This window comes from Haemophilus haemolyticus (genome assembly GCF_001008205.1).
Lineage (GTDB): Bacteria > Pseudomonadota > Gammaproteobacteria > Enterobacterales > Pasteurellaceae > Haemophilus > Haemophilus haemolyticus_Q.
Genome location: NZ_LCTK01000031.1, coordinates 81,257 through 106,865, shown reverse-complemented (window position 1 = coordinate 106,865; position 25,609 = coordinate 81,257). Strand labels below are relative to the sequence as shown.

Genomic DNA, 25,609 nt, shown 5'->3' with positions numbered 1-25,609 from the left:
GGGGAATAATATGGATAATAATATTCAACGACTCATTGATAGTGCAAAACAATCCCTTAATTCACCTGAAAGCCATAAATATATCGACGAAAGTTTTGAAAGCTGTATTAAATGTACGGCTTGTACCGCTGTTTGTCCGGTTTCACGCAATAATCCGCTTTACCCTGGCCCAAAACAATCTGGTCCAGATGGTGAGCGTTTACGCTTAAAATCAGCTGAACTTTACGATGAAGCACTTAAATATTGTACCAACTGTAAACGTTGTGAAGTGGCTTGCCCATCTGATGTGAAAATTGGTGATTTAATTGTGCGTGCGCGTAATAACCATTTAGCGCAGTCTAAAAAACCGTTAATGAATAAATTGCGTGATGCGATTTTAAGTAACACTGATGTAATGGGGAAAATCAATACACCATTGGCACCGATAGTAAACACCATCACAAGCCTAAAAGCGACCAAATTTATGTTGGAAAAAACGCTTAAAATCAGTAAAGAACGTACTTTACCTAAATATGCGTTTGGTACGTTCCGTAGCTGGTATATGAAAAATGCGTTACAAGACCAACAAAAATTTGAGCGTAAAGTCGCGTATTATCATGGTTGTTATGTGAACTATAATAATCCGCAGCTTGGTAAAGAATTCCTTAAAGTGTTCAATGCGATGAACATTGGGGTGATGTTACTAGAAAAAGAAAAATGCTGTGGTTTACCATTAATGGTGAACGGTTTCCCTGAACGTGCACGTAATATCGCACAGTTCAATACCGATTACATTGGAAAAATGGTAGATGAAAATGGACTAGACGTGATCAGTGAAGCGTCAAGTTGTTCACTTAATCTACGTGACGAATATCATCATATTTTAGGCATCGACAATGCTAAAGTGCGTCCGCATATTCATATGGTGACGCCATTCTTATACCAACTTTTCAAAGAAGGTAAAACATTACCGTTGAAACCACTTAAACTTCGAGTGGCTTATCACACCGCTTGTCACGTAGATAAAGCAGGTTGGGCACCTTATACTTTGGAAGTGTTGAAAAAAATTCCTGGTTTAGAAATCATCATGTTACCTAGCCAATGCTGTGGCATTGCTGGGACTTATGGCTTTAAATCAGAAAACTATGAGGTTTCACAATCTATTGGTAAAAACCTATTCGATAACATTAACGAAGGTGGATTTGATTACGTCATATCTGAATGTCAAACCTGTAAATGGCAAATTGATATGTCATCTAACGTGACCTGTATTCACCCATTAACCTTACTCTGTATGTCGATGGATTCTTAGAAATAAAACGCACTTTGTAGAAAGTGCGTTTTTTATGAGACTAATATCTCTAAAAAATCGATTGTTAGTCATTTAATAAAATGCGATAAATTTTTACCGCACTTTCGATTTTTATAAACTAATTTCTAGCTGTTCATAAGCTTGTTTTACTTTTTCCAACGCTTTTTCAACGGATACATCACGCGCAAGTAAAACGCCTAAGCGTCGATGACCATTCACCTCACCCTTACCAAATAATCGAATATTAGTATGAGGTTGTGCCAGTGCTTTTTCGATTCCACCAAATTGCACATTTTGTGATTTGCCTTCCACAACAATAGCTTTAGACGCCGATGTGCTAATCAACGTAATTTCAGGGATTGGTAAACCTAAGATCGCACGAGCATGTAAAGCGAATTCAGAAAGCTCTTGAGATATCAGCGTTACCATTCCTGTATCATGAGGACGCGGTGATACTTCATTGAAAATTACCTCATCGCCACACACAAACATCTCTACACCGAAAATACCGAATCCACCCAATGCACCAGTAATCTTCTCAGCAATCGATTGCGCTTTTGATAGTGCAATATCCGACATAGCTTGAGGCTGCCAAGATTCCCGATAATCACCATCTTCTTGACGATGACCTATTGGCGCGAGGAAACTTGTACCATTGATATGGCGTACTGTCAGTAACGTGATTTCATAATCAAATTTGACAAAACCTTCAATAATTACTCGACCTGCACCTGCACGCCCGCCTTCTTGCGCGTAATCCCAAGCTTTTTGAATATCATCTTTAGACTTTAAAATGCTTTGCCCATGTCCAGAAGAAGACATAATCGGTTTCACCACACAAGGAATACCAATTTTTTCGACCGCACTTTGAAAGTCTGAAAAATTATCTACAAATTGGTAAGGCGAAGTTGGTAGCCCCAACTCTTCTGAAGCTAGACGACGAATCCCTTCACGATTCATCGTAAGTTGAGTTGCTTTTGCAGTCGGCACAACATTAAAGCCGGCTTGTTCTAATTCAACCAAAGTGGCAGTCGAAATAGCTTCAACTTCGGGAACAATGTAGTCAGGCTTTTCTTTCTCCACAAGCACTTTCAATGCTTCACCATCTAACATAGAAATGGTATATGCACGATGTGCCACTTGTTGTGCTGGGGCATTTTCATAGCGATCAACTGCAATAACTTCAACGCCTAAACGTTGCAATTCAATCACTACTTCTTTACCTAGTTCACCAGAACCCAACATCATTACTTTGGTTGCATTAGGGGTTAATGCTGTGCCAAGTGTTGTCATGATTTCTCCTATTTTAATAACGAATCATCGAGTGCCAAATCTTCATTTTTATTCACGCCTACACCGCGTGCGATAACATTTTTTGCAATTTCGTGTGCTTCTTCCAAAGAATGTTCCGTATAAGTACCGCATTGATAGATATTTAATTCAGGGATAGTTTTTTGATCTTGCACACCTAAAATATCCTTCATTGAAGCTAGCCAAGCTTGTGCTACTTGCTGTTCATTTGGCGTACCAATCAAGGACATATAGAATCCCGTGCGACATCCCATCGGAGAAATATCAATAATTTCAACGCTATCGCTATTTAAATGATCACGCATAAAACCCGCAAACAAATGTTCAAGCGTATGAATACCTTTTGGAGGAAGAATTTCTTTATTTGGAATACAGAAACGTAAATCAAAAATAGTAATGTCATCACCTTTTGGCGTGCGCATCGTTTTTGCAACACGTACTGCTGGTGCATTCATTTTGGTATGATCCACTTTAAAACTATCAAGTAATGGCATAAAGTTTTCCTTATAAATCAGTAAATTAAAAATAAATTTGAATAAATGTTCATTTTTTTGCAAATTCTAATGAACTTTATGGCAAGGTTCATTGTCTTATTTAACAAGCAATTTGCAGTTGTTTTAATAAAATTGGTTCCTTAGGTTATTTGCCCCATATTCATTGTGGGGCTTTTTTTATCCCGAATTTTTATTTAAAAAATTTTCAGAAAAATTTGAACTTTCTTATAAAGTGCTAGTCTCATAGAACAAGCAACTTGCAGTTGTTTTAATAAAATTGGTTCCTTAGGTTATTTGCCCTGCATTCATTGTGGGGCTTTTTCTTGCGCATTTTATAATAAGAATGGTGCACTAAAAAACAATAACGCAACATAACGAACCAGTTTTCCAAGAAAGATAAAGACGCTACTTACCACAAAATTTAATCTTAACCAACCTGCTATGGCACAAAATAAATCACCAACGACAGGTAGCCAGCTTAAAAGTAAAGTAATCGCCCCATAACGCTTTATCTGATTCGTGACCCATAAAGTGCGGTGATTTTTTGGATCAAATTTTGGCATCCATCGCCCAATCCCGTAAGTGGTTAAACTTCCTAAGCTATTTCCAGCGGTTGCAATCAATATTAGAGCTAATATATCTGCGTTAAATAAAGAACCTAACATTAATTTAGGTACAGCAAGCGCAACAAATATAACTTCTGAATTACCTGGTAATACCGTTGCACTCAAGAATGCACTAAAAAACATAAGGCATAACGCATGAGTTTGCCAAAAATCAGCGCTAAAAAATGAAAAAATATCCATTATCTTGGCGAAATGATTTCTCGTGTACGCACATCAAACACGTCCATTCCCGCATTTAATCCCGCTTGCACACCTAAATCCGCATCTTCAAATACGATACAACGACTTGGATTCGCTTGAATTAATTCCGCACAACGTAAAAAAGTTTCTGGATGTGGTTTATGTTCTTTTACATCATCTGCGCTGACAATGGCATTAAAGTAAGGTGCGATAGCCAGTTTATCCATCAACATATCAATAATTTTACGATGTGAGCCAGAACCTAGAGCAATCGGCTTTTTCTGATGGAAGGATTTAACAATCTCAAAGGTTGGCAATAACTTTGATTGAGTCGGAATAAGTTGATAAGACAACTCACGTTTTGCAGCCAGCACATCCTCAATTCGATCTAGTGGCATATTCGCCGCTTTCATCATTTCCTCCGCGATGGTTCGAACCGTCGCTCCACCAAAGTTATACATAATTTGACAATCAAATTCATAGCCAAATCGCTCTCCCACCATCGTCCAAGCCTGCGCATGCACGGGCATGGTATCGATTAAAGTTCCATCCATATCAAAAATCAATCCTTCATATGGATTGAACATCTCATAATCTAACATTTTTACATCCTTACAAATTTTTTACCATTTTGCTACAAAACTGTGATCTGTGCACTGTTTTATTTCAGTAAAGTGCGGTAAATTAGTGAACAAATTTTGAACTAATAAAACAAATGCGGTTATTTAAGCAACTAGAACGTTGGAAAATTCGCAGGCAAATAAATCAATCTATTATTGATGTGGTATTTCGTTTACGAGATCGATTAGCTTATTACTGGCAAGCTGATGTGAATACGCCTCAAGTGGATTTTATGTTGCTGCACATTGCTTGTAGCTTAGGTCGAATAGAACGAGGGGGTTGCGTTTCACCACTTTATCCAGAAATGCTTAAAGAAATTCAAAGTGCGGTTATTTTTCCACAAGTTTTAGCCATTCATCAAGATTTACTCAAGTTGATGCCGTTTTCCATTCCTGAAGCAGAACAAACTTATTTTTTAGCGAACATTCATTCTTTGGTTCTTGAGCAGAAACAATTAAAGCATGTGGTAATAAATAAGCCCACTCATAAAAAAATGACCTAGTTTTTAAACTTAGGTCATTTTTTATATCTTAACGATATTTATCTAAAAACTTGTAATACTGCACACCAATCTTTGTCGCAAGATCTTTGATAATTCGACCACCATAAACAGAAGGGACTTTCAGACCTTCAAAAATAGATAAACGTTCATCGTCACCCAAAATCGCCTCCGCTACAATTCGGCCCGCAAGCCCCGTCAAAGCAACACCGTGACCAGAATAACCATGAGCAAAATAAATGTGCGGAGAAATACGACCAAAATGTGGCGTTGAGTTTAAGGTCATATCAATCGGACCTGCCCATCCATAATCGATTTTTACATTTTCAAGTTGCGGGAATACGCGCAACATATTTTTCCGCATAATCGCGACCATATCTTTTTCTGAGCTAGAATCACTACCGAAGAGCAAGCGATTGTCGGCACTTAAACGATAATAGTCCAATAATAAGTTGTTATCGCACACCGACATGCCATTATTAATGACAGAATCAGCAACCGCTTGGCTTAGCGGCTCTGTGGCGATAATAAAACTTTCTACAGGTAATATTTTACGATTAATTCCGTGATGAATAGCTTTCGGGAGAGCATCAATATAAGCATTGGTGGCTAAAATAACGTCTTGAGAAATAACCGCACTTTTAGCTGTTTTAACCTCAACGCAACCTTTCTTTTCAACCATATCCACTACGGGAGATTGTTCAAAAATCTGAACACCCAGATCGACACAAGCTTTCGCTAAACCTAAGCAATAATTAAGTGGATGTAAATGTCCTGAGTTACTATCAAATAAGCCGCCCACATAAATATCACTGCCTAAGTGTTGTTTTAATTTAGCTTTATCCCAAAGTTGCATATTCTGATAGCCAAAATTCTCATGACTTTCTTTTTCAATTTCAATTAAGTCATCCATTCGGCGTTCATTTAATGCCAATGTGGCATAGCCTTTTTTCCAGTCGCACTGAATGCCATATTTTTCAATACGCTCATCAATAATATCAATGGCCTCTAATGACATATTCCAAAGTTTATGCGCTTTATCTTCGCCAACTTGTTTAACGTATTCATCAATGCCTTCTTCAAAGCCATTAATTGCCTGCCCACCACTACGACCAGAAGCACCAAATCCTACTCGAGCGCCCTCTAATACAATGACTTTTTTTCCTTTCTCCGCCAGTTCTAATGCCGCAGATAAACCAAAAAATCCAGCCCCGATCACACATACATCAGCATGTTCAATTTGAGTGAGCGGTGGGAATTGAAAATCTTGGTTACGAGAGTCGAAATAATAAGAGCGAACGTGTTCTTGATAGGCAAAATTAAGCATAAAAAATCTCTTAGGAAAAAACTGGCAAAATCTTACCCCGAAAGGGAAATATGTCAAACCTTTTACGAAAAAAATGCTATACTGCGCGCGCGCAAAATTTGCGCGTTTTATGATGAACGATAACCCTCGGAGGTCAATAAATTGAAAAAATTCTTTGCTCACTCACTCAAAAATCTTTTCCTTTCCACCACCGCACTTTTCGCGGCTTCCGCTTTTGCCAATAACAAACTTTACGTCTATAACTGGACAGACTACGTGCCTTCTGATTTAGTCGCACAGTTCTCTAAAGAAACTGGCATCGAGGTAATTTATTCTACCTTTGAAAGCAACGAAGAAATGTATGCGAAACTTAAACTAACTCAGAATACTGGCTCTGGCTATGATTTGGTGTTTCCATCAAGTTATTATGTAAATAAAATGATTAAGGAAAAGATGCTTCAACCGATTGATCAAAGTAAATTGACCAATATTCATCAAATCCCTAAACATTTATTAAATAAAGAATTCGACCCAGAAAATAAATATTCATTACCTTACGTTTACGGACTTACTGGTATTGAAGTTAATGCGGATGAGATTGATCCTAAAACTATCACCAGCTGGGCGGATTTATGGAAACCTGAATTTAAAGGTAAAGTTCTCATGACCAGTGATGCGCGTGAAGTATTCCACGTAGCATTATTGCTTGATGGTAAATCGCCCAATACCACCAATGAAGGAGACATCAAAACAGCTTACGAGCGTTTAGAAAAACTTTTACCAAATATAGCGACCTTTAACTCTGATTCGCCAGAAGTCCCTTATGTACAAGGTGAAGCAGCAATTGGTATGATTTGGAATGGTTCTGCTTATTTAGCACAGAAAGAAAATCCATCTCTTCAATTTGTGTATCCAAAAGAAGGCGCAATTTTCTGGATGGATAACTATGCGATTCCAACTACAGCAAAAAATGTTGAAGGCGCACATAAGTTCATTGACTTCTTACTTCGTCCAGAAAATGCCAAAGTTGTGGTAGAACGCATGGGCTTTTCTATGCCAAATGAAGGAGTAAAAGCATTACTCAGCCCTGAAGTTGCCAATGATCCTAAACTATTTCCACCAGCATCAGAAGTAGAAAAAGGGATTATGCAAGGAGATGTTGGTGAAGCGGTTGATATTTATGAAAAATATTGGGGCAAATTAAAAACCAATTAATTTCTCAATTTAGAAAACAAAAAAGTGCGGTGAAAATTCACCGCACTTCTTATATCAGAGAAGAAAATATTTAAAGAATAAAACGACTCAAATCCTCATTTTCAACCACTTCACCAAGTGCATCCGCAACATAAGCCGCATCAATATTGACTGTTTGACCATTCATGTCGCTTGCACTGAAAGAAATTTTATCCATTAAACGTTCCATTACCGTATGCAAACGGCGTGCACCGATGTTTTCCGTTTTTTCATTCACACGGAATGCAGCCTCAGCAATTTTCTTCACTGCGTCGGTTGTGAATTCAATATTCACCCCTTCTGTTGCCATCAATGCTTTGTATTGTTCGGTTAAAGAGGCATGTGGCTCCGTTAAAATACGCTCAAAATCAGCCGCACTTAATGCGGTAAGTTCAACACGAATCGGCAAACGCCCCTGTAACTCTGGAATTAAATCTGAAGGACGAGCAACTTGGAATGCACCCGATGCAATAAATAAGATATGATCAGTTTTAACCATTCCGTGTTTGGTGCTAACGGTCGAACCTTCTACTAACGGAAGTAAATCACGTTGCACACCTTCACGCGATACATCTGCACCGCTATATTCACCTTTCTTACAAATTTTGTCGATTTCATCGATAAAGACGATACCATTTTGTTCTACCGCATCAATCGCTTTTTGTTTAAGTTCTTCAGGGTTAATTAATTTCGCTGCTTCATCATCAATCAACGCTTTCAACGCATCTTTAATTTTCATTTTGCGTTTTTTCGTTTTATCTGAACCTAAATTTTGGAACAATGATTGCAGTTGATTTGTCATTTCTTCCATGCCTGGAGGAGCCATAATTTCAACGCCCATAGACACGCCTGCAGACACATCAATTTCGATTTCTTTATCATCTAATTGACCTTCACGTAATTTTTTACGGAACGCTTGGCGAGTACTGCTGTGGCTATCATGGCTTTCAACTTCGCCCCATTGATTTTTTGCTGGAGGAAGTAAAGCATCCAAGATACGCTCTTCAGCCGCGTCTTCAGCTCTTGCTCTGTTCTTCGCAATTTCCTGCTGGCGAACAAGCTTCATCGCGCTATCCGTTAAATCACGAATAATGGAATCCACCTCTTTCCCCACATAACCCACTTCGGTAAATTTCGTTGCTTCCACTTTGATAAATGGCGCGTTAGCTAATTTTGCCAAACGGCGCGCAATTTCAGTTTTACCCACACCAGTTGGACCAATCATTAAAATATTTTTTGGGGTCACTTCATGACGCAAAGGTTCTTGAAGCTGCATACGACGCCAACGGTTACGCAATGCAATCGCCACAGCACGTTTTGCATCGGCTTGACCAATAATATGTTGATCTAATTCAGAAACTATTTCGCGAGGAGTCATTTCAGACATGGCTTTTTCCTTAATTTGGTAATTCTTCAATAGTGAAATTGGTATTTGTGAACACACAAATATCACCAGCAATTTTCAAAGATTTTTCAACAATTTCACGAGCAGAAAGTTCGGTATTTTCCACCAATGCACGTGCTGCAGACAACGCATAGTTACCACCCGATCCGATTGCTAAAATTTGATCTTCTTCTGGTTGAACTACGTCGCCAATACCCGTGATGATTAAACTTTCTTTTTCATCCGCCACAATTAGCATCGCTTCTAACTTACGAAGTGCACGATCTGTACGCCAATCTTTTGCTAATTCCACCGCACTTTTTAGTAAGTGCCCTTGGTGCATTTCAAGTTTACGTTCAAATAATTCGAAAAGTGTAAATGCATCTGCAGTACCACCCGCAAAACCAGCAATCACTTTGCCATTATATAAACGACGCACTTTTCGTGCATTGCCTTTCATCACGGTATTACCCAAAGAAACTTGTCCATCACCACCTACGACGACTTGCCCATTGCGACGTACGCTTACAATCGTTGTCATTGTTCTGTCCTTTATAAAGTGAAAAGTTGTTCGTTATATGGCGGTAAATTAACAAAATTCAAGGGAAAATACTCTTTTGCCGATTTATTCGCCAAAAATAATCAAAAAATGTGAGCTTGATCATACTTCAAGATAGCAAACGTTTGCTTTAAATTGATATAAAGCATAAAATGTGTATGATACATGCATTCAATGACCATCCAACTAGGAGTTTTTTATGAAAAAGATGATCAAGCTATCTGTTGTAGCTTTATTAACCGCTGCAGCAATTCCAGCTATGGCAGGAAAAACTGAGCCTTATACTCAATCAGGTACAAATGCACGTGAAATGTTGCAAGAACAACCAATTCACTGGATCTCAGTAGATCAAATCAAAAAAGAATTAGAAGGCAAAGGCCCAATTAATGTCAGCTTTGATATTGATGATACCGTACTTTTCAGCAGCCCTTGTTTCCATTATGGTCAACAAAAATATTCTCCAGGTAAACAAGACTATTTGAAAAATCAAGATTTCTGGAATGAAGTTAACGCAGGTTGCGACAAATACTCAATTCCAAAACAGATCGGCGTTGATTTGATCAAAATGCACCAAGAACGTGGAGACCAAATTTATTTTATTACAGGCCGTACTGCAGGGAACGTGGATGGCGTAACTCCTGTATTACAAAAAGCGTTTGATATTAAAAATATGCACCCTGTTGAATTTATGGGCGGACGTGAACGCACAACTAAATACAACAAAACCCCAGGCATTATTGCACACAAAGTTACCATTCACTATGGCGACAGCGATGATGATGTATTAGCGGCTAAAGAAGCGGGTATTCGTGGTATTCGTTTAATGCGTGCAGCAAACTCAACTTATCAACCAATGCCAACTTTAGGTGGCTATGGTGAAGAAGTGTTAATCAATTCAAGCTATTAATTGACCGCACTTTAACAACAAAAAAGGCAAGTTAGGATTCCTAGCTTGCCTTTTGTTTTACCACTTAATTAGTGTTTAGTTTGACCTTCTTCAGATTTTTCTTCTGCATTTTCTGCTTGTTGACGATTCATATATTCAACAAACAATGCATCAAAGTTTACTGGAGATAAATTCAACGCAGGGAATGTGCCGCGATTGACTAGGTTAGACACTAATTCACGCGCATAAGGGAAAAGCATATTTGGGCATTGAGAGGTTAAACAATGCGCCATTTGAACATCTTCTAAACCGCTAATCGTGAACACGCCCGCTTGTTTTACTTCACAAATAAATGCGACATCACCACTATCTTCAAGTGTAGTTTCAACAGAAATGTTTAATACCACTTCATATAAGTCATCACCAACTTGGGTTGTTTCGGTGCTTAAATCAAAACCAAGTTTTGGTTTCCATTCTTGTTGGAAAATATGTGGCAGATTTGGTGCTTCAAAAGACACATCTTTCACATAAATACGTTGAATTTGGAGAACGGGTTGTTGTTCTTCTGTTGCTGCAACGTCTTGTTTTTGTTCTGACATTTTCGATTCCTTATTTATGTTTTTTAACTAAAGGTAAATTTGCCGCAGCCCATGCAGAAATGCCTTCTTTTAACACAAACACACGATTAAAACCTTGTTTCGCTAAAAGTGTAGCTGAAGCTGGTGCGGAAACACCGTTAATATCTACCAACACAATTGCTTTTTCTTTGTGTTGTTCAATTTTACCGATGTTTTGATTTTTAATTTCGCTTGGAAGTAAATTAATGCTATCAATGATATGACCACGTTGAAATTCTTCAATACTACGTAAATCCACCACAATAGCTTCATCCGCGTTGATTAAACGAATCATCTCATTGTGAGTAATTACTTTAAATTTACTCGTTGCGCCTTTATAGAAGGTATAAATTACCATCACGAAAATCGCAAACCAAGAAACCGCTAAAAGAGTATGTTTTTGAGCAAACACTGTTGCCATTGGGATAAATTCTTGCATTGTTTTCTCTACTGATTAAGTACGTCAAAATAGGGCTCAAGTATAACCGCACTTGGATTATCTTTCAAAAAAATTATGCTTAAATTCCGTACTTGCATAAAGGTTATACAATCAACAAAAAATTATGTGATCGGGATCATAAATTTACTTTTTCATTATTCAGAATAGCTCAATTTAGTTAGATCATTAGAAAGGAATTTTTATTCATTAGGAGAAATCTATGAAATTAACTAAATTAGCCTTATGTACTTTATTTGGTCTAGGTGTTTCAATAGCAAATGCAGCTGACTTACCAAATATTACAATCTTGGCAACGGGTGGTACCATTGCAGGAAGCGGGCAAAGTTCGGTAAATTCTGCGTATAAATCTGGACAATTAAGTATTGATACTTTAATTGAAGCTGTACCAGAAATGAAAAATATTGCCAACATTAAAGGTGAGCAAATTGTAAAAATAGGCTCACAAGACATGAATGATTAAGTCTGGCTAAAACTTGCAAAAGCCATCAATGCTCAATGTAAAAGTACTGATGGATTTGTCATTACCCATGGTACAGATACCATGGAAGAGACGGCTTATTTCTTAGATTTAACCGTAAAATGTGAAAAACCGGTTGTTCTCGTAGGGGCAATGCGTCCTGCAACAGAAAAAAGTGCTGATGGTCCATTAAATCTTTACAATGCTGTCGTTGTCGCAGCAGACAAAAAATCGAGTGGCCGTGGCGTTTTAGTCGCAATGAATAATGAAGTACTAGGTGCTCGCGATGTCACAAAAACCAGTACGACCGCAGTGCAAACTTTCCATTCACCAAATTATGGCTCTCTAGGCTATATTCATAACAGCAAAGTGGACTATGAACGTTCCCCAGAAAGCAAACATACCATCAACACTCCGTTTAACGTAGAAAAATTAGATAGCCTACCAAAAGTGGGAATTATTTATGCTTATTCAAATGCACCAGTTGAACCACTAAACGCATTACTCAATGCTGGCTATCAAGGGATTGTATCTGCAGGAGTTGGCAATGGAAATATTAATGCTGCACACTTAGATCGCTTAGAAAAAGCCGCGAAAGATGGCGTCGTTGTAGTTCGTTCTTCTCGTGTACCAACTGGCTATACAACTCGTGATGCTGAAGTTGATGATAGTAAATATGGCTTTGTAGCATCAGGTACTTTAAATCCACAGAAAGCCCGCGTGCTGTTGCAATTATCTTTAACTCAAACTAAAGATCCAAAAGTAATTCAACAATATTTCGAAGACTTCTAAGATCAATTGTAATAAACAAAAGTGCCGTTATAAATAACCGCACTTTTGACCACAATTTATTGATCCATGTTATGGAATCGATACCTATTTGTTGCTATATTAGTCACTGTTTTAACAAATAAAACAAAGATGTTTTTTAATTAACTTAGGGGGCAGTATGTCTGCAATGTTCTTACTACAATTTGCCATCGTATTATTGTGTATCTTTGTGGGTGCACGTGTAGGTGGTATCGGGTTAGGTGTATTTGGTGGTTTAGGCCTTGCTATTCTTTCTTTTGGCTTTGGTCTAAAACCAGCAGGTTTACCTATTGATGTTATGTTTATGATTATGGCTGTAGTGGCAGCGGCAGCGGCAATGCAAGCAGCTGGCGGTTTAGACTACATGATCAAAATCGCAACCAAAATCTTACGTCGTAATCCTAAACACATTACGTTTATCGCTCCAGCAGTAACTTGGTTATTCACTTTCTTAGCGGGTACTGGCCATGTAGCATATTCTGTATTACCAGTTATCGCTGAAGTGAGCCGTCAAAATGGTATCCGTCCAGAACGTCCAATGTCAATGGCGGTAATCGCATCACAATTTGCTATCGTAGCAAGCCCTATTGCGGCAGCTGTTGTAGCGGTCGTAGCTTACCTTGAACCTCAAGGCATCCATCTTGGCGACGTATTAATGGTAACTATTCCTTCAACCATCTTAGGTATTTTTATTGCTTGTTTATTTGTAAACAAAATGGGTAAAGAATTAAAAGATGATCCGGAATATCAACGTCGTTTAAATGATCCAAAATATGCAGATACTTTTGCTTCTACCACTTCAGTCAAAGAAGTAGAAGTGAGCAAAACAGCTAAAATTTCTGTTTCTTTATTCTTATTTGGTTCATTACTTGTTGTAATCATGGGGGCGGTTCCATCTTTACGTCCAGTATTTGATGGTAAACCAATGGGTATGGCACACACTATCGAAATCATTATGTTAGCGATTGGTGCGTTAATCATCTTAACTTGTAAACCAGATGGCACTGAAATCACTAAAGGTTCTGTGTTCCACGCTGGTATGCGTGCAGTAATCGCAATTTTCGGTATTGCATGGTTAGGCGACACATTGATGCAAGCGCACATGACAGAAGTAAAAGAAATGGTGAAAGGCTTAGTTGAAACTGCACCATGGGCATTTGCTTTCGCGCTATTTGTACTTTCAGTATTAGTAAACAGCCAAGGTGCAACAGTAGCAACATTATTCCCACTTGGTATAGCATTAGGTATCCCAGCACCAGTATTAATCGGTGTATTTGTGGCAGTAAATGGTTACTTCTTTATCCCTAACTACGGCCCAATCATCGCGTCTCTTGACTTCGATACCACAGGTACAACCAGAATCGGTAAATACATTTTAAACCACAGCTTTATGCTTCCTGGTTTATTGAGCATGCTTTTCTGCTTATTAATCGGTTTAGGTCTTTCTCAGGTTATTCTTTAAAATGTGATTCGATAACAAAGAACGGTGCTGAAATAGCGCCGTTTTTTATTTCCCAAATATAAACAGAAAAGAAATAAAAAAATACCGCACTTTACTATCTCAAAGTGCGGTAATTTTTATCGATATTTTTAACTACACATCATAGGTGGTAGAAGCGGTATTCCCACCACGACCTGTCCAGTTAGTATGGAAGAATTCACCACGTGGTTTATCAGTACGCTCATAAGTATGTGCGCCGAAGTAGTCACGTTGTGCTTGCAATAAGTTTGCTGGTAAACGTGCTGAAGTGTAACCGTCTAAGAAGGTAATAGCTGATGCCATACAAGGCATTGGAATACCCACTTCGATAGATTTTGCCACCACTTTACGCCAGTCGCTTAATGCGTTTTCTAAAATACCTTTGAAGTAACTATCTGAACCCAAGAAGATTAAATCTGGATTCGCTTCGTACGCATCGCGGATGTTGCCTAAGAAACGGCTGCGAATGATACAACCTTCACGCCATAACAACGCGGTTGCACCGTAGTTGATATTCCAGCCGAATTGTTCTGATGCTTCACGAATCAGCATAAAACCTTGTGCATAAGAGATGATTTTTGAAGCCAATAATGCTTTACGTACCGCTTCAATCCATACTTTTTTGTCACCTTCAACTGGAGTAACAGTTTTATTGAATAATTGATTTGCTGCAACACGTTGATCTTTAAATGAAGAAACACAGCGTGCAAAGACGGATTCAGTGATTAAGGTTAATGGAATACCAAAATCTAATGCGTTGATACCGGTCCATTTACCTGTCCCTTTTTGACCAGCGGTATCTAAGATTTTTTCAACTAATGGCTCACCATCGGAATCTTTATAACCAAGAATGTCGGTGGTGATATCGATTAGATAACTATCAAGTTCAGTTTTTTTCCATTCTGAGAAGATGGCTTGCATTTCGTCATAGCTCAAGCCTAAACCTTCTTTTAAGAATTGGTAAGCTTCACAGATTAATTGCATATCGCCGTATTCAATACCATTGTGAACCATTTTCACGAAGTGACCAGCGCCTTCACCGCCCACCCAGTCACAGCAAGGTTCGCCTTGTTCGGTTTTAGCGGAGATTGCTTGGAAGATTGGTTTCACATATTGCCATGCTGCTTGATTACCACCCGGCATGATAGATGGCCCATGACGTGCACCTTCTTCACCACCAGAAACCCCCGAACCAATAAAGCGAATGCCTTTTTCCGCTAACGCTTTTACACGACGATTTGTATCTGGGTAGTTTGAGTTACCACCATCAATAATAATGTCGCCCTCTTCTAAATGTGGTAGTAATGCTTCAATGAATTGATCCACCACATCACCTGCGCGCACCATTAACATCACTTTACGTGGTTTTTCTAATTTAGCGGCTAAATCTTCTAAAGAGTATGCGCCGATAATATTCGTGCCTTTTGCTGCACCTTGTAAAAATTCATCCACTTTTGAGGTGGTACGATTATACGCCACCACTTTAAACCCGTGGTCGTTCATATTTAAAATGAGGTTTTGCCCCATTACGGCTAAGCCGATAACACCGATGTCGCCTTTTACTGACATTGTTTTCTCCTGTTTTAGGGTACAAGTTGTTGTACCGATTTGAATACTTTGGTGCAACAAGTTGCACCACATGACTACACGCAAAAAGTGCGGTCGTTTTTCCAAACGTTTTTTAACTCTTCATCCACGCACTCATGTGTTGCGTAAACCCAATATGCGGATAGTAATCCACCGCTTGCGGAGCAGATAAAAGCACAATTTTAGCCTGTGGATGTAACGCCTGTTTGGTGTGTTCAATTAACTGCAAGCCGATACCTTGTTTTTGATATTGCTCGTCCACCGCCAAATCAGACAAATAACAACAATAGGCAAAATCCGTCACCGAACGGGCGGCACCCACCAATCGCTCGCCATCCCAAGCTGTCACCAATAAATCGGCATGGTGTAACATCGCCGACACACGTTTTTTATCTTCTAATGGACGACGTGCGCCTAAAGTAGTTTTATTGAGCAATTCAATAAATTGTTCTACTGAAATAGGAAAATTGGTTTTGTATTCGATCATGTCTTTAAGCCCACTATGCCTAATCGCAATCCGTTATAGCAATCCAGCTGCCGCTTTATCCAAATACCACTCCGTCACCCCATTTTTTGCTTTAATTTTGGCAGCAGGGTAAGGCAGATTTTCTGCTGGCGTGGTTTGAATTTCTTTGAGTATTTCCGCTTTGCTTTCGCCGGTAACCAAATAGGTAATGCGTTTGGCTTGTTCAATGAGTTTAGCGGTTTTAGAAATGCGGATTTGACCGCTTTCAGGGTGCTTAGCAATGACAGCAAGGTTTTCATCATCAAAATTGGTTTGATGTGGGAAGAGAGAAGCGGTATGACCATCAGTTCCCATACCTAAAATAATCCAATCAAAAACACCGTTTGGAATGACCGCACTTAATTCTTCTTCGAAACGTTTTAGCTCAAAGTGCGGTTCATTTTCGCCACGAATTCTGTGGATGTTTTCCGTTGGAATTTGAATATGATCGAATAAAAGTTTTTGCACTTCACCATAGTTGCTTTCTGAATCGGTTGGTGGAACCATACGATCATCACCCCACCAAAAATGCAGATTTTTCCAGTTAATTTGTTCCGCATAGGGCGTTTTGGCTAAGGTTTTAAATAACAACTTAGGTGTTGAACCACCGGAAAGGGAAATATGTACGGGATGATTTAATTGGCTATAAATCACAAATTCTTGGGCAATCTTTTCAACCGCGTGTTGAGCCGTTGGGAAGCTGATATAGTTCATTGATTTTCCGTAGGGTGGGCTTGAGCCCACAATTTATTATGTTCGATATTAAGAGAGGTGGGCTAAAGCCCACCCTACATTAGATTAATTAAACTTTTTTCTTCATCAATCCACTTGGTTTACGCCACACTTTGCCTTGTTTTGCAATTAATTTATCGGCTGCCACAGGGCCCCAAGTGCCAGCTTCATATTCGTGAATACGACCACCATTCGCTTTGTAATCTAAAATCGGTTGCACAAATTTCCATGCGGCATGCACAGCATCAGTACGAGCAAACAAGGTTGCATCGCCTTTCATCGCATCTAACAATAAGCGTTCATAAGCGGTTAATACTTGTGCGCCAGCTAAATCTGCATAACGGAAATCCATTGATACTTCTTTCGCTTCAAAACCTGCACCTGGTTTTTTCAAACCAAAACGCATTGAAATCGCTTCATCAGGTTGAATACGAATAATCAATTTATTCTCTGGTGCATTTTGGCTGAATACAGGATGTGGCGTAGTTTTAAAATGGATCACAATTTCAGTCACGCGAGCCGGTAAGCGTTTCCCCGTACGGACATAGAACGGCACACCAGCCCAACGCCAGTTTTCAATTTCACAACGTAATGCAATGTAAGTTTCAGTACGAGAATCTGCAGGCACACCTTTTTCTTCTAGATAGCCCTTTTCCATTTTGCCGTTAATTTCAGCCGCAGTATATTGACCTAAAACGAGATTATGCTCCATATCTTCGGCAGTTAATGGACGCAAACTATGCATCACTTTTGCTACTTCATCACGCATTGAATTCGCATTAATAATCGCAGGCGGCTCCATTGCCACCATCGCTAATACTTGCAATAAATGGTTTTGGAACATATCGCGCATTGCGCCAGAACCATCGTAATAGCCCCCGCGCTCTTCCACGCCAATAGATTCTGCACCAGTAATTTCTACATAATCAATGAAATTACGGTTCCAAAGCGGTTCAAACCAACCATTTGAGAAACGTAATACGAGCAAGTTTTGAACAGTTTCTTTACCTAAATAATGGTCAATTCGATAAATTTGGTGTTCTTCAAAGAAACGGTGAATTTGTATGTCTAATGCTTGTGCTGTTTTTTCATCATAACCAAACGGTTTTTCAACAATAATACGCTTCCAGCCATATTCTTCCGTATTTAAACCATGTGCAGCCAAACACTCAGGAATCACGCCATAAAGACTTGGCGGAGTGGACATATAGTAAAGGGTGTTACCACAGGTTTGATATTTATCGTGAAGTTCGTCTAAGCGTGGAACAAGTTTGCCATAATCTTGCGCATCCGATGTATTCACTGCTTGGTAATAAAGATGAGAGCAGAAAGCATCTAAAGTTTCTGGTGTTGTTTCTTCATTATGGATTAACGCCTCACGCATTTTTTCGCGGAAAGTTTCATCGTTCAACTCAGAACGAGCAACACCTAGAACGGAAAAGTTTTCACTCAAACGCCCGATTTTGTAGAGATTATAAAGAGCTGGAATGAGTTTACGGTGAGTTAAGTCACCAGACGCGCCAAAAATGACGATACAATTATTATCAGTTTGCATAATTATTCCTTATAAGATTCCGAGTAATATCGGAAAATAATGCCGTATTCTAGAGAAAAAAACCAATCGAACCAATCAATTAAATTGAAAGATAGAACGCCAATCGAGCGATTGATTGCCCACCATGACAAAATGAGGATTAATCAAGGTTTCACGTTGGTTATAGGTTAAAGATTCAAAATGAGAGTCAAAAATGGCACCGTGGGTTTCACCCAGCAGCACTTCAGCGCCAGCGGTATCCCATTCACCAGTTTGTCCTAAACGAACATAACAATCTACCGCACCTTCAGCCACCAAACCGCTTTTTAAGCTACTGGAACCTACCACAACAAATTCACAAGGAAAATCCTTCGGCAAAATCGACCGCACTTTTTCTTGTGAAGTGGTTGCACCCACCGCAATTCGTAAAGGGCGGTCAAAATTTGTCGTGTTTTTAGTAAGTTTTTTTACCTGATCGAGTTGTTTTTTAAACGCGCCGAAATTATCCATTGCATAATAAGTTATAGATAAAACTGGCGCATGAATAACGCTTAACACAGGTTTATTTTTACGAACTAAGGTAATCAACACAGAAAATTGATCGGTACGATTAATAAATTGTTGTGTGCCATCAAGAGGATCAATCAACCAATATTCTTTCCAATTTTTACGTTCTTCAAAGGAAATATGGCAATTTTCTTCTGAAAGAACAGGGACATTAGGGAAAAGTGCGGTCAATTTTTCTGTTAAAAATTGGCTCACAAAAATATCCGCTTCCGTTACAGGCGTGTTGTCTTCTTTCAATTCAACATGAACCTGTTTTTGATAAAACTGTTGCAAATACTTACCCGCTTGATAAGCAATCAGCAATACTTGGTTAAGTAAGTGCTCGTTTAGCGTGAGCATGAAATTATTCTCTTGTTTTTGGCAGCAGCCACGGCATCACAAATAGAGCATAAAATACCATTCCGCATGTGCTAATTAACCCGAGAGATACCCCCCCTTCGGTCAACCAGCCCCAAAAGGACGTTTCTTGTTCGCCGAGCAATAACAAATAAAAATAAGATGCCATATTGCAGTAAACAAATGAAATGATCGATGAAACTAATACAATCGAAGCAATGTTATAACGTGTGTAACGGAATTTTGCAGCTAAAAGTGCGGTTAAAAATGCGGGAATGGTGGCGAGAAGAAATGCTGTGAGAGCATAACTAGAAAAAGGAACGATAACGCCACTTGAATCATCATCGAACCAAATCAAAAGTGCGGTGACAATTATCTGCAAAATCAGAGGGAAAAAAATAAGTGTTTTTAAGTAAGATTTCATAATAAAAAAATAGGCTATCCAAAAGGTAGCCTATTCTAAAATAAATTTAAGAATTAATCAGATTTTTTCGCACGTAATACGCGAGATGCAAAAATCACAATGCCCACGATAAATACGATTAAACCCAACCACTCGCCAATAGCATCCCAGTTTTCAAGATTTAAGGATAATGGCGCTTCAGAACCACCGGTGGTAACAGAAGCCGCAATAATGAATGCTAAAATCACACCCATTAAGCTTTCACCTACGATTAAACCTGCAGAGAAAAGGGTACCGAAACGTTCTGCTTTAGCTGATACTTCTTTGTTACCAAGTTTTGCAATATGACGAGTCATGATCCATGCTAAGAATGCACCGACAATCACAGGCATATTAATTGATGGTGGTAAGTAAATACCAATCCCCACAGCAATAACTGGCAAGCCAAAGACTTTGTTGCTGACTTTTTTCAAGAATGCATCAATCGTAATTAACACCGCACCTAAGCCGACACCAGTTAAGATATAAGTCCATTCCAATTTATTTGTGAAAATACCTTGAGAAATGGTGGTCATTAATGTTGCTTGTGGTGCAGATAGGGCTTGTGAAGGATCCATATCTGGACGTGGTAATGCACCGCTGAAACCATACGCGTGATATAAGATTTCTAATACTGGCGCGATAACAAGCGCACCGACAAAGCAGCCGATAATTAATGCGACTTGTTGACGCCAAGGTGTCGCATCCACTAATAAGCCCGTTTTTAAATCTTGCAAGTTATCGTTAGAAATCGTTGCAGTGGTTAATACAATTGACGCAGTAAAGAGTGTAAGTGCGGTCAAAAATTTCTGACCATCCACGGTTTCAAATAAGCCAGATGCATTACCGATTGACACCAATACCAATGAAATCACGATAACAGAAATAATCCCGATACCAGAAATTGGGCTTGAAGATGAACCCACTAAACCTGCCATATAACCAGAAGCTGCAGCCACAAAGAAGCCGATAAATACCGCTAAGAAAGTACAAACTACAACTAATAAAATGGAAAGCTCAGGTGAAATCGGTGCAGCCGCGATAAAGTGGTGTAATGAAATAACAATTAACACAACAGTCGCGATTAAGATATAAATCATTGTTTTTGGAGAAAGGTCGATATCAACGCGGTGCTCAGATTCAGCTTGTCCACCTTTCAACATACGGAAAGAATGTACCATCCCTTCAATCATTGGTTTCATTAAAATAAGTAATGTCCAAATCGCTGCAATACCAATTGTACCTACACCAATAAAGCGAACTTTCGTTTTCCAAACCACCATTGCTGCATCAATTAAGCTTGCGTCTGCCGCGATATCACCTGACATCGTGAAATATGGCACAGCCACACCCCAAGTCAAAATAACACCGATCAACATCGCAATACCGCCTACGATACCAATTAAATAACCTGCACCAAGCAAGGCAAGTGAGAAGCCCATTGGTAATTGGAAAGCTGCTTTACCAGTTTGAACCCAAGCGCTAGCACCATCAGCCATCACGCGTAAACCGTTAGTTAAAAATGCAACTAATCCCGCTAAAACACCACCGTAAGCAATATCTTTTACACCGCTATCGCCATCTGCATGATTACCTGCTTTTAAGATTTCTGCTGCAGCTACGCCTTCAGGGTAAGGTAAATCACTATTAACCACCATCGCACGGCGTAATGGAATGGTGAATAACACGCCCAATGTACCACCCGCAGCACAAATCAGCATAGTTTGCCAGAATGGGAAGTCTTGCCAGTAACCCATCATTAATAAGCCTGGTAAGACGAAGATCACAGAAGAAAGTGTCCCCGCTGAAGATGCTTGTGTTTGCACCATGTTATTTTCGAGAATACTAGAATCTTTGAAAAATTTGAGTACCGCCATAGAAATGACGGCCGCTGGAATAGATGACGCGAATGTCATCCCTACTTTTAGACCGAGATACACATTGGATGCAGTGAAAATCACTGTAATCAATGCGCCGAGGATAATTCCTCGAACGGTTAATTCTTTTAAGTTTTCGTTATGCATAAAAATGTTCCTTGAGTAAAAAAAGAAAACACCTAAACATTGTCAAAAATCGAGTATTTTTTCAAGTTTTTTAAAGGGAAATTTGAGCTTGTTAGAAAATATTTAATAAAAAGGGGAATATTTGAATGATTTTTTATTTATAGATAAGCGAAAAAGGCTAACTCAGAGTGATGTTCATCTGGTTAGCCATGATTTTCCTCTTTTTAAAAAAGAGAAAATAAGAGAATGATATTCAATTAAGCCCATTATTTTTGGCTTAAATAATCTTTCAAAGAATAAAGTGCGGTTAAATTTCTAGCTTCATTGAAACTTGGGTCTGCAAGTAATTCATCAATTTTCGACAATGGAAAGCGAACAATTTCTAACGGTTCGGGCTCATCGCCTTCTAACTGGCAAGGATAAAAATCCTGAGCAACAAAAATATGCATAATGCTACGCATATAACTTGGATTGGTAATCACCGTGCGCAAGAAATCAATTTTATTGGCTCCCAGCCCCAACTCTTCCTTTAATTCGCGATTTGCTGCCTCTTTCGGTTCTTCATCTTTATCTACGCCGCCTTTAGGAAATCCTAATTCATAACGTTCTGTGCCAACTGAATACTCACGAATCAATAAAAGATCATCCCCATCAATGGGAACCATCATAACAGCCTGCTGATTACCGGGTTTGAAACGCTCATAAGTACGTAATTCCCCATTAGAAAACGCTAAATCAACAGACTGAATTTCAAATAAACGAGATTTAGCAACAACTTGTGCGGTAAGAATTTTAGGTAATTTTTTGGATGAATCGGATAACATAAGTTTTCCTTTATTTTGTGATAGGATTGGGACAAACTGTACCACAAAATAGCAAAAGAGAAATTCATAAATGGAAGAAAAAGAAGTCAGATTAGACAAATGGTTGTGGGCTGCGCGATTCTACAAAACACGTAGCATTGCTAAAGCGATGATTGAAAGTGGCAAAGTGCATTACAACAATCAACGTGCGAAAGTAAGTAAAATTGTGGAAGTAGGCGCAATGTTAAAACTTCGTCAGGGAAACGAAGAAAAAGAAATAAAAATTATCGCCTTAAGCGATCAACGCCGAGGTGCGCCAGAGGCACAATTACTCTATCAAGAAACCGAAAATAGCGTGAAAAAAAGAGAAGAAATCGCGTGGGCAAGAAAAAACAATTCACTTTCAATGCCCCATCCTGATCGTCGCCCAAACAAAAAAGAGCGGAGAGATTTATTGAAATTTAAACATCAGGATAAATTTGAATAAAAATTTCACCGCACTTTTCTATGTTCTTAAGGTTTAATATCTCGCAAAATTGGATTTTGCATTGAAATCAAGGTTTCAGTGGATTGAATTTCATCTATTAACTGAATCTTGGTCGCCAAAACAGAATGTAATTCTGCGATTGTGTGTGTCATCACCTTTAAGAAAATCGAGTAATTACCCGTTGTATAATAGGCTTCCACTACTTCATCAAAACTTTCTAACTTTTTGATCACTTTCTCATAATCTTTTGCGCTTTTTAGAATAATGCCGATAAAACAGCATACGTCATAACCTAATTTACGCTCATCAATAATCACCTTCGTGCCTTCAATAATGCCCGATTGGCGCATTTTTTCTACTCGCACATGAATCGTTCCTGGACTGACACCAAAATTTTTAGCCATTTCGGCATAGGGAGTTCTCGCATCTTTGGTGAGTACACGTAAGATTTGCTGATCTAAACTGTCAATATTGTGCATAAAACCGCCTCCTTTAGATTTTATTTAATTTTTCTTTTCTGATTTAGATAATATTCAATTTAAAAAAGAAAGCAAACAAAATACTTGAAACAAAAGTAATATTTATTAAATAATACATAAAAATATCACCTATTGTTAAAAAGGGTTATCAAAATGAAAAAGACATTTATTTTACAACAACAAGAAATCAGTTTTGTGAAGAATACCTTCACCCAAAATCTTATTGAACAACTTGGCATTATTGAAGTACAAGGCCCTATCTTGAGCCAAGTAGGTAACGGAATGCAAGATAACTTATCTGGCATTGAAAAGGCAGTACAAGTTAATGTGAAATGTATTCCAAATGCGGTATTTGAAGTTGTACATTCTCTTGCTAAATGGAAACGCCATACTCTTGCTCGCTTCAACTTTAAAGAAGGCGAAGGCTTGTTTGTTCATATGAAAGCATTGCGCCCAGATGAAGATTCTCTTGATCCGACTCACTCTGTTTATGTGGATCAATGGGACTGGGAAAAAGTGATTCCTGAAGGTCGTCGTAATTTTGCATACTTAAAAGAAACAGTAAATTCTATTTATCGTGCTATTCGTTTAACAGAATTAGCCGTAGAAGCACGTTTTGATATTCCTTCAATTCTTCCAAAACACATTACCTTTGTGCACAGCGAAGATTTAGTAAAACGCTATCCAGATTTAAGCAGTAAAGAACGTGAAAACGCAATTTGTAAAGAATACGGCGCAGTATTCTTGATCGGGATTGGCGGCAAACTTTCAGATGGCAAACCTCATGATGGCCGTGCTCCTGACTATGATGACTGGACAACCGAATCTGAAAATGGCTACAAAGGCTTAAACGGCGATATTTTGGTATGGAACGACCAATTAGGTAAAGCCTTTGAACTTTCCTCAATGGGCATTCGCGTAGATGAAAGTGCATTGCGTTTACAAGTTAGCCTAACGGGTGATGAAGACCGTTTAAAAATGGATTGGCACCAAGATTTATTAAACGGAAAATTACCATTAACTATCGGCGGTGGTATCGGTCAATCTCGCTTAGCAATGCTTTTACTTCGTAAAAAACATATCGGTGAAGTCCAATCAAGCGTATGGCCAAAAGAAATGTTAGAAGAATTTTCAAATATTCTTTAAAAAACAATTCATTTGATAAAAGAAGTGCGGTGAATTTTCACCGCACTTTTTTGTTAGATAGGAAACTTACAGAATCGTTAATAGCTGGGCAAAATCATCAAACACCCAATCTGGATTGGATTTACTAATAGGGATATTGTAATTGTAGCCGTAAGTTAAACCAACAACTGCACAGCCCGCAGAGTGACCTGCGATAATATCATTTTTAGAATCACCTACGAAAAGCACTTGGCGTGGTTCAAAACCAAATTTTCCGCATAAATAATAAAGCGGGCCTGGATGTGGTTTAATGGAAGGTAAAGATTGGCCACCCAACATTTCACTAAATAAATGATCAATGCCAAATGCTGCCAACACAGGTTGAACATGTCTTGTGGGTTTATTGGTAACAACTGCTAGGACATAGCCTTTTTCTTTTAAGGTTTCTAATGTTTCTTTTACATTCGGATACAGGCGACTGACATTACATAAATTCTCGCCATAATAAAAATTAAAACGCTCCGTTACCTGCTTAATCTCTTCTTCAGTTAACTCTTTTCCTGTTTGTTTTTGCGCCCAATCTAACGCTCGTGCAATTAATACAGGCGCGCCATTACCGATCCAAGTTAACACTAATTCTTCTGGTGCTTGCGGTAAATCGAATTCAGCCAAGGCAGAATTTACGGATAGCGCTAAATCAGGCAGGCTATTTACCAACGTACCATCTAAATCAAAGCCAATAAGTTTAAATTGTGTATTCATTGTTTTTCTCTGTTCTATTGCATTTCATTAAAA

26 protein-coding genes and 1 pseudogene are annotated in these 25,609 nt (G+C 38.7%); 8 read left to right on the top strand and 19 right to left on the bottom strand.

Annotation, left to right across the window (positions count from 1 at the left end; translation table 11 throughout):
• Positions 1–10: 10 nt before the first annotated feature.
• On the top strand, positions 11–1,291 hold the full coding sequence (gene glpC, locus AAX18_RS07255; protein ID WP_005629397.1) for an anaerobic glycerol-3-phosphate dehydrogenase subunit GlpC: 1,281 nt from the start codon (positions 11–13) through the stop codon (positions 1,289–1,291).
• A 111-nt stretch (positions 1,292–1,402) separates the two neighbouring features.
• Here the strand turns inward: glpC and purT are convergent, their stop codons facing one another.
• The 4 genes from purT to AAX18_RS07235 form a co-directional block, all read right to left on the bottom strand.
• On the bottom strand, positions 1,403–2,584 hold the full coding sequence (purT, locus tag AAX18_RS07250) for a formate-dependent phosphoribosylglycinamide formyltransferase (RefSeq protein ID WP_005629398.1): 1,182 nt from the start codon (positions 2,582–2,584) through the stop codon (positions 1,403–1,405).
• 8 nt (positions 2,585–2,592) lie between these two features.
• Positions 2,593–3,096: an S-ribosylhomocysteine lyase gene (luxS, locus tag AAX18_RS07245; protein ID WP_005629399.1), complete on the bottom strand. Its 504-nt coding sequence runs from the start codon at positions 3,094–3,096 to the stop codon at positions 2,593–2,595.
• A gap of 332 nt (positions 3,097–3,428) precedes the next feature.
• Positions 3,429–3,902, bottom strand: a complete 474-nt coding sequence (locus tag AAX18_RS07240; protein WP_005629400.1) for a YqaA family protein — start codon at positions 3,900–3,902, stop codon at positions 3,429–3,431.
• On the bottom strand, positions 3,902–4,504 hold the full coding sequence (locus AAX18_RS07235) for a beta-phosphoglucomutase family hydrolase (protein ID WP_005629401.1): 603 nt from the start codon (positions 4,502–4,504) through the stop codon (positions 3,902–3,904). Before AAX18_RS07235 ends, AAX18_RS07240 begins: the two co-directional genes overlap by 1 nt.
• Before the next feature lie 113 nt (positions 4,505–4,617).
• On the opposite strand from AAX18_RS07235, the gene AAX18_RS07230 reads away from it, so the two are divergent.
• Entirely contained in the window at positions 4,618–5,025 is a 408-nt protein-coding gene (locus AAX18_RS07230; RefSeq protein ID WP_046953411.1) for a PRD domain-containing protein, read from the top strand.
• A 28-nt stretch (positions 5,026–5,053) separates the two neighbouring features.
• Here the strand turns inward: AAX18_RS07230 and AAX18_RS07225 are convergent, their stop codons facing one another.
• Positions 5,054–6,349, bottom strand: coding sequence for an NAD(P)/FAD-dependent oxidoreductase (locus tag AAX18_RS07225; protein WP_046953410.1), 1,296 nt, complete (start codon positions 6,347–6,349; stop codon positions 5,054–5,056).
• Between the two features lie 141 nt (positions 6,350–6,490).
• Here AAX18_RS07225 and AAX18_RS07220 point away from each other — a divergent pair, with 141 nt between their 5' ends.
• The gene (locus AAX18_RS07220) at positions 6,491–7,543 is read left to right on the top strand and encodes an extracellular solute-binding protein (RefSeq protein WP_046953409.1); all 1,053 of its coding nucleotides are present in this window, start codon (positions 6,491–6,493) and stop codon (positions 7,541–7,543) included.
• A gap of 70 nt (positions 7,544–7,613) precedes the next feature.
• Here AAX18_RS07220 and hslU read toward each other — a convergent pair whose 3' ends face one another.
• The gene (gene hslU, locus AAX18_RS07215) at positions 7,614–8,948 is read right to left on the bottom strand and encodes an HslU--HslV peptidase ATPase subunit (RefSeq protein WP_005644461.1); all 1,335 of its coding nucleotides are present in this window, start codon (positions 8,946–8,948) and stop codon (positions 7,614–7,616) included.
• Between the two features lie 10 nt (positions 8,949–8,958).
• The gene (gene hslV / locus AAX18_RS07210; protein WP_005629407.1) at positions 8,959–9,486 is read right to left on the bottom strand and encodes an ATP-dependent protease subunit HslV; all 528 of its coding nucleotides are present in this window, start codon (positions 9,484–9,486) and stop codon (positions 8,959–8,961) included.
• A gap of 217 nt (positions 9,487–9,703) precedes the next feature.
• Between hslV and aphA the strand changes: the two genes are divergently transcribed.
• Positions 9,704–10,411, top strand: coding sequence for an acid phosphatase AphA (gene aphA / locus AAX18_RS07205; protein WP_046953408.1), 708 nt, complete (start codon positions 9,704–9,706; stop codon positions 10,409–10,411).
• Between the two features lie 68 nt (positions 10,412–10,479).
• On the opposite strand, the gene secB is transcribed toward aphA, so the two are convergent.
• Positions 10,480–10,989 (bottom strand): protein-export chaperone SecB, encoded by a 510-nt coding sequence (secB, locus tag AAX18_RS07200; RefSeq protein ID WP_005629412.1) that lies wholly within the window; start codon positions 10,987–10,989, stop codon positions 10,480–10,482.
• Between the two features lie 10 nt (positions 10,990–10,999).
• Complete coding sequence (locus AAX18_RS07195; RefSeq protein ID WP_046953407.1) at positions 11,000–11,446, bottom strand: rhodanese-like domain-containing protein; 447 nt, start codon at positions 11,444–11,446, stop codon at positions 11,000–11,002.
• A gap of 220 nt (positions 11,447–11,666) precedes the next feature.
• On the opposite strand from AAX18_RS07195, the pseudogene ansB reads away from it, so the two are divergent.
• Together ansB and AAX18_RS07185 are read left to right on the top strand one after the other, a co-directional pair.
• Positions 11,667–12,716 (top strand): annotated as a pseudogene (gene ansB, locus AAX18_RS07190) (L-asparaginase 2).
• A gap of 157 nt (positions 12,717–12,873) precedes the next feature.
• Positions 12,874–14,196, top strand: a complete 1,323-nt coding sequence (locus AAX18_RS07185) for an anaerobic C4-dicarboxylate transporter (RefSeq protein ID WP_046953406.1) — start codon at positions 12,874–12,876, stop codon at positions 14,194–14,196.
• 132 nt (positions 14,197–14,328) lie between these two features.
• On the opposite strand, the gene gnd is transcribed toward AAX18_RS07185, so the two are convergent.
• The 8 genes from gnd to nudE form a co-directional block, all read right to left on the bottom strand.
• The gene (gene gnd, locus AAX18_RS07180; RefSeq protein WP_046953405.1) at positions 14,329–15,783 is read right to left on the bottom strand and encodes a decarboxylating NADP(+)-dependent phosphogluconate dehydrogenase; all 1,455 of its coding nucleotides are present in this window, start codon (positions 15,781–15,783) and stop codon (positions 14,329–14,331) included.
• 112 nt (positions 15,784–15,895) lie between these two features.
• Positions 15,896–16,288 carry a GNAT family N-acetyltransferase gene (locus AAX18_RS07175; RefSeq protein ID WP_005626670.1) on the bottom strand — a complete coding sequence of 131 codons (393 nt, stop codon included), beginning with the start codon at positions 16,286–16,288 and terminating at the stop codon, positions 15,896–15,898.
• A 33-nt stretch (positions 16,289–16,321) separates the two neighbouring features.
• The gene (pgl, locus tag AAX18_RS07170) at positions 16,322–17,020 is read right to left on the bottom strand and encodes a 6-phosphogluconolactonase (protein ID WP_005626668.1); all 699 of its coding nucleotides are present in this window, start codon (positions 17,018–17,020) and stop codon (positions 16,322–16,324) included.
• Between the two features lie 88 nt (positions 17,021–17,108).
• Positions 17,109–18,593 carry a glucose-6-phosphate dehydrogenase gene (zwf, locus tag AAX18_RS07165; RefSeq protein ID WP_005626666.1) on the bottom strand — a complete coding sequence of 495 codons (1,485 nt, stop codon included), beginning with the start codon at positions 18,591–18,593 and terminating at the stop codon, positions 17,109–17,111.
• A gap of 75 nt (positions 18,594–18,668) precedes the next feature.
• Positions 18,669–19,478 (bottom strand): 3'(2'),5'-bisphosphate nucleotidase CysQ, encoded by an 810-nt coding sequence (cysQ, locus tag AAX18_RS07160; protein WP_005626663.1) that lies wholly within the window; start codon positions 19,476–19,478, stop codon positions 18,669–18,671.
• Between the two features lie 4 nt (positions 19,479–19,482).
• Positions 19,483–19,899, bottom strand: a complete 417-nt coding sequence (locus AAX18_RS07155; protein ID WP_005626661.1) for a hypothetical protein — start codon at positions 19,897–19,899, stop codon at positions 19,483–19,485.
• A 53-nt stretch (positions 19,900–19,952) separates the two neighbouring features.
• A complete protein-coding gene (locus tag AAX18_RS07150; protein ID WP_005626659.1) occupies positions 19,953–21,941 on the bottom strand; it encodes an OPT family oligopeptide transporter in 1,989 nt (662 codons plus the stop codon).
• Positions 21,942–22,186: 245 nt separating this feature from the next.
• Positions 22,187–22,744 carry an ADP compounds hydrolase NudE gene (nudE, locus tag AAX18_RS07145; protein WP_005626657.1) on the bottom strand — a complete coding sequence of 186 codons (558 nt, stop codon included), beginning with the start codon at positions 22,742–22,744 and terminating at the stop codon, positions 22,187–22,189.
• A 70-nt stretch (positions 22,745–22,814) separates the two neighbouring features.
• On the opposite strand from nudE, the gene hslR reads away from it, so the two are divergent.
• A complete protein-coding gene (gene hslR, locus AAX18_RS07140) occupies positions 22,815–23,210 on the top strand; it encodes a ribosome-associated heat shock protein Hsp15 (RefSeq protein ID WP_005626656.1) in 396 nt (131 codons plus the stop codon).
• A 26-nt stretch (positions 23,211–23,236) separates the two neighbouring features.
• Here the strand turns inward: hslR and asnC are convergent, their stop codons facing one another.
• Positions 23,237–23,689, bottom strand: coding sequence for a transcriptional regulator AsnC (gene asnC, locus AAX18_RS07135; RefSeq protein WP_005635654.1), 453 nt, complete (start codon positions 23,687–23,689; stop codon positions 23,237–23,239).
• 153 nt (positions 23,690–23,842) lie between these two features.
• On the opposite strand from asnC, the gene asnA reads away from it, so the two are divergent.
• Positions 23,843–24,835, top strand: coding sequence for an aspartate--ammonia ligase (gene asnA / locus AAX18_RS07130; RefSeq protein WP_046942916.1), 993 nt, complete (start codon positions 23,843–23,845; stop codon positions 24,833–24,835).
• 66 nt (positions 24,836–24,901) lie between these two features.
• Here asnA and AAX18_RS07125 read toward each other — a convergent pair whose 3' ends face one another.
• Positions 24,902–25,576: a phosphoglycolate phosphatase gene (locus AAX18_RS07125; protein WP_005629679.1), complete on the bottom strand. Its 675-nt coding sequence runs from the start codon at positions 25,574–25,576 to the stop codon at positions 24,902–24,904.
• Positions 25,577–25,609: the final 33 nt, after the last annotated feature.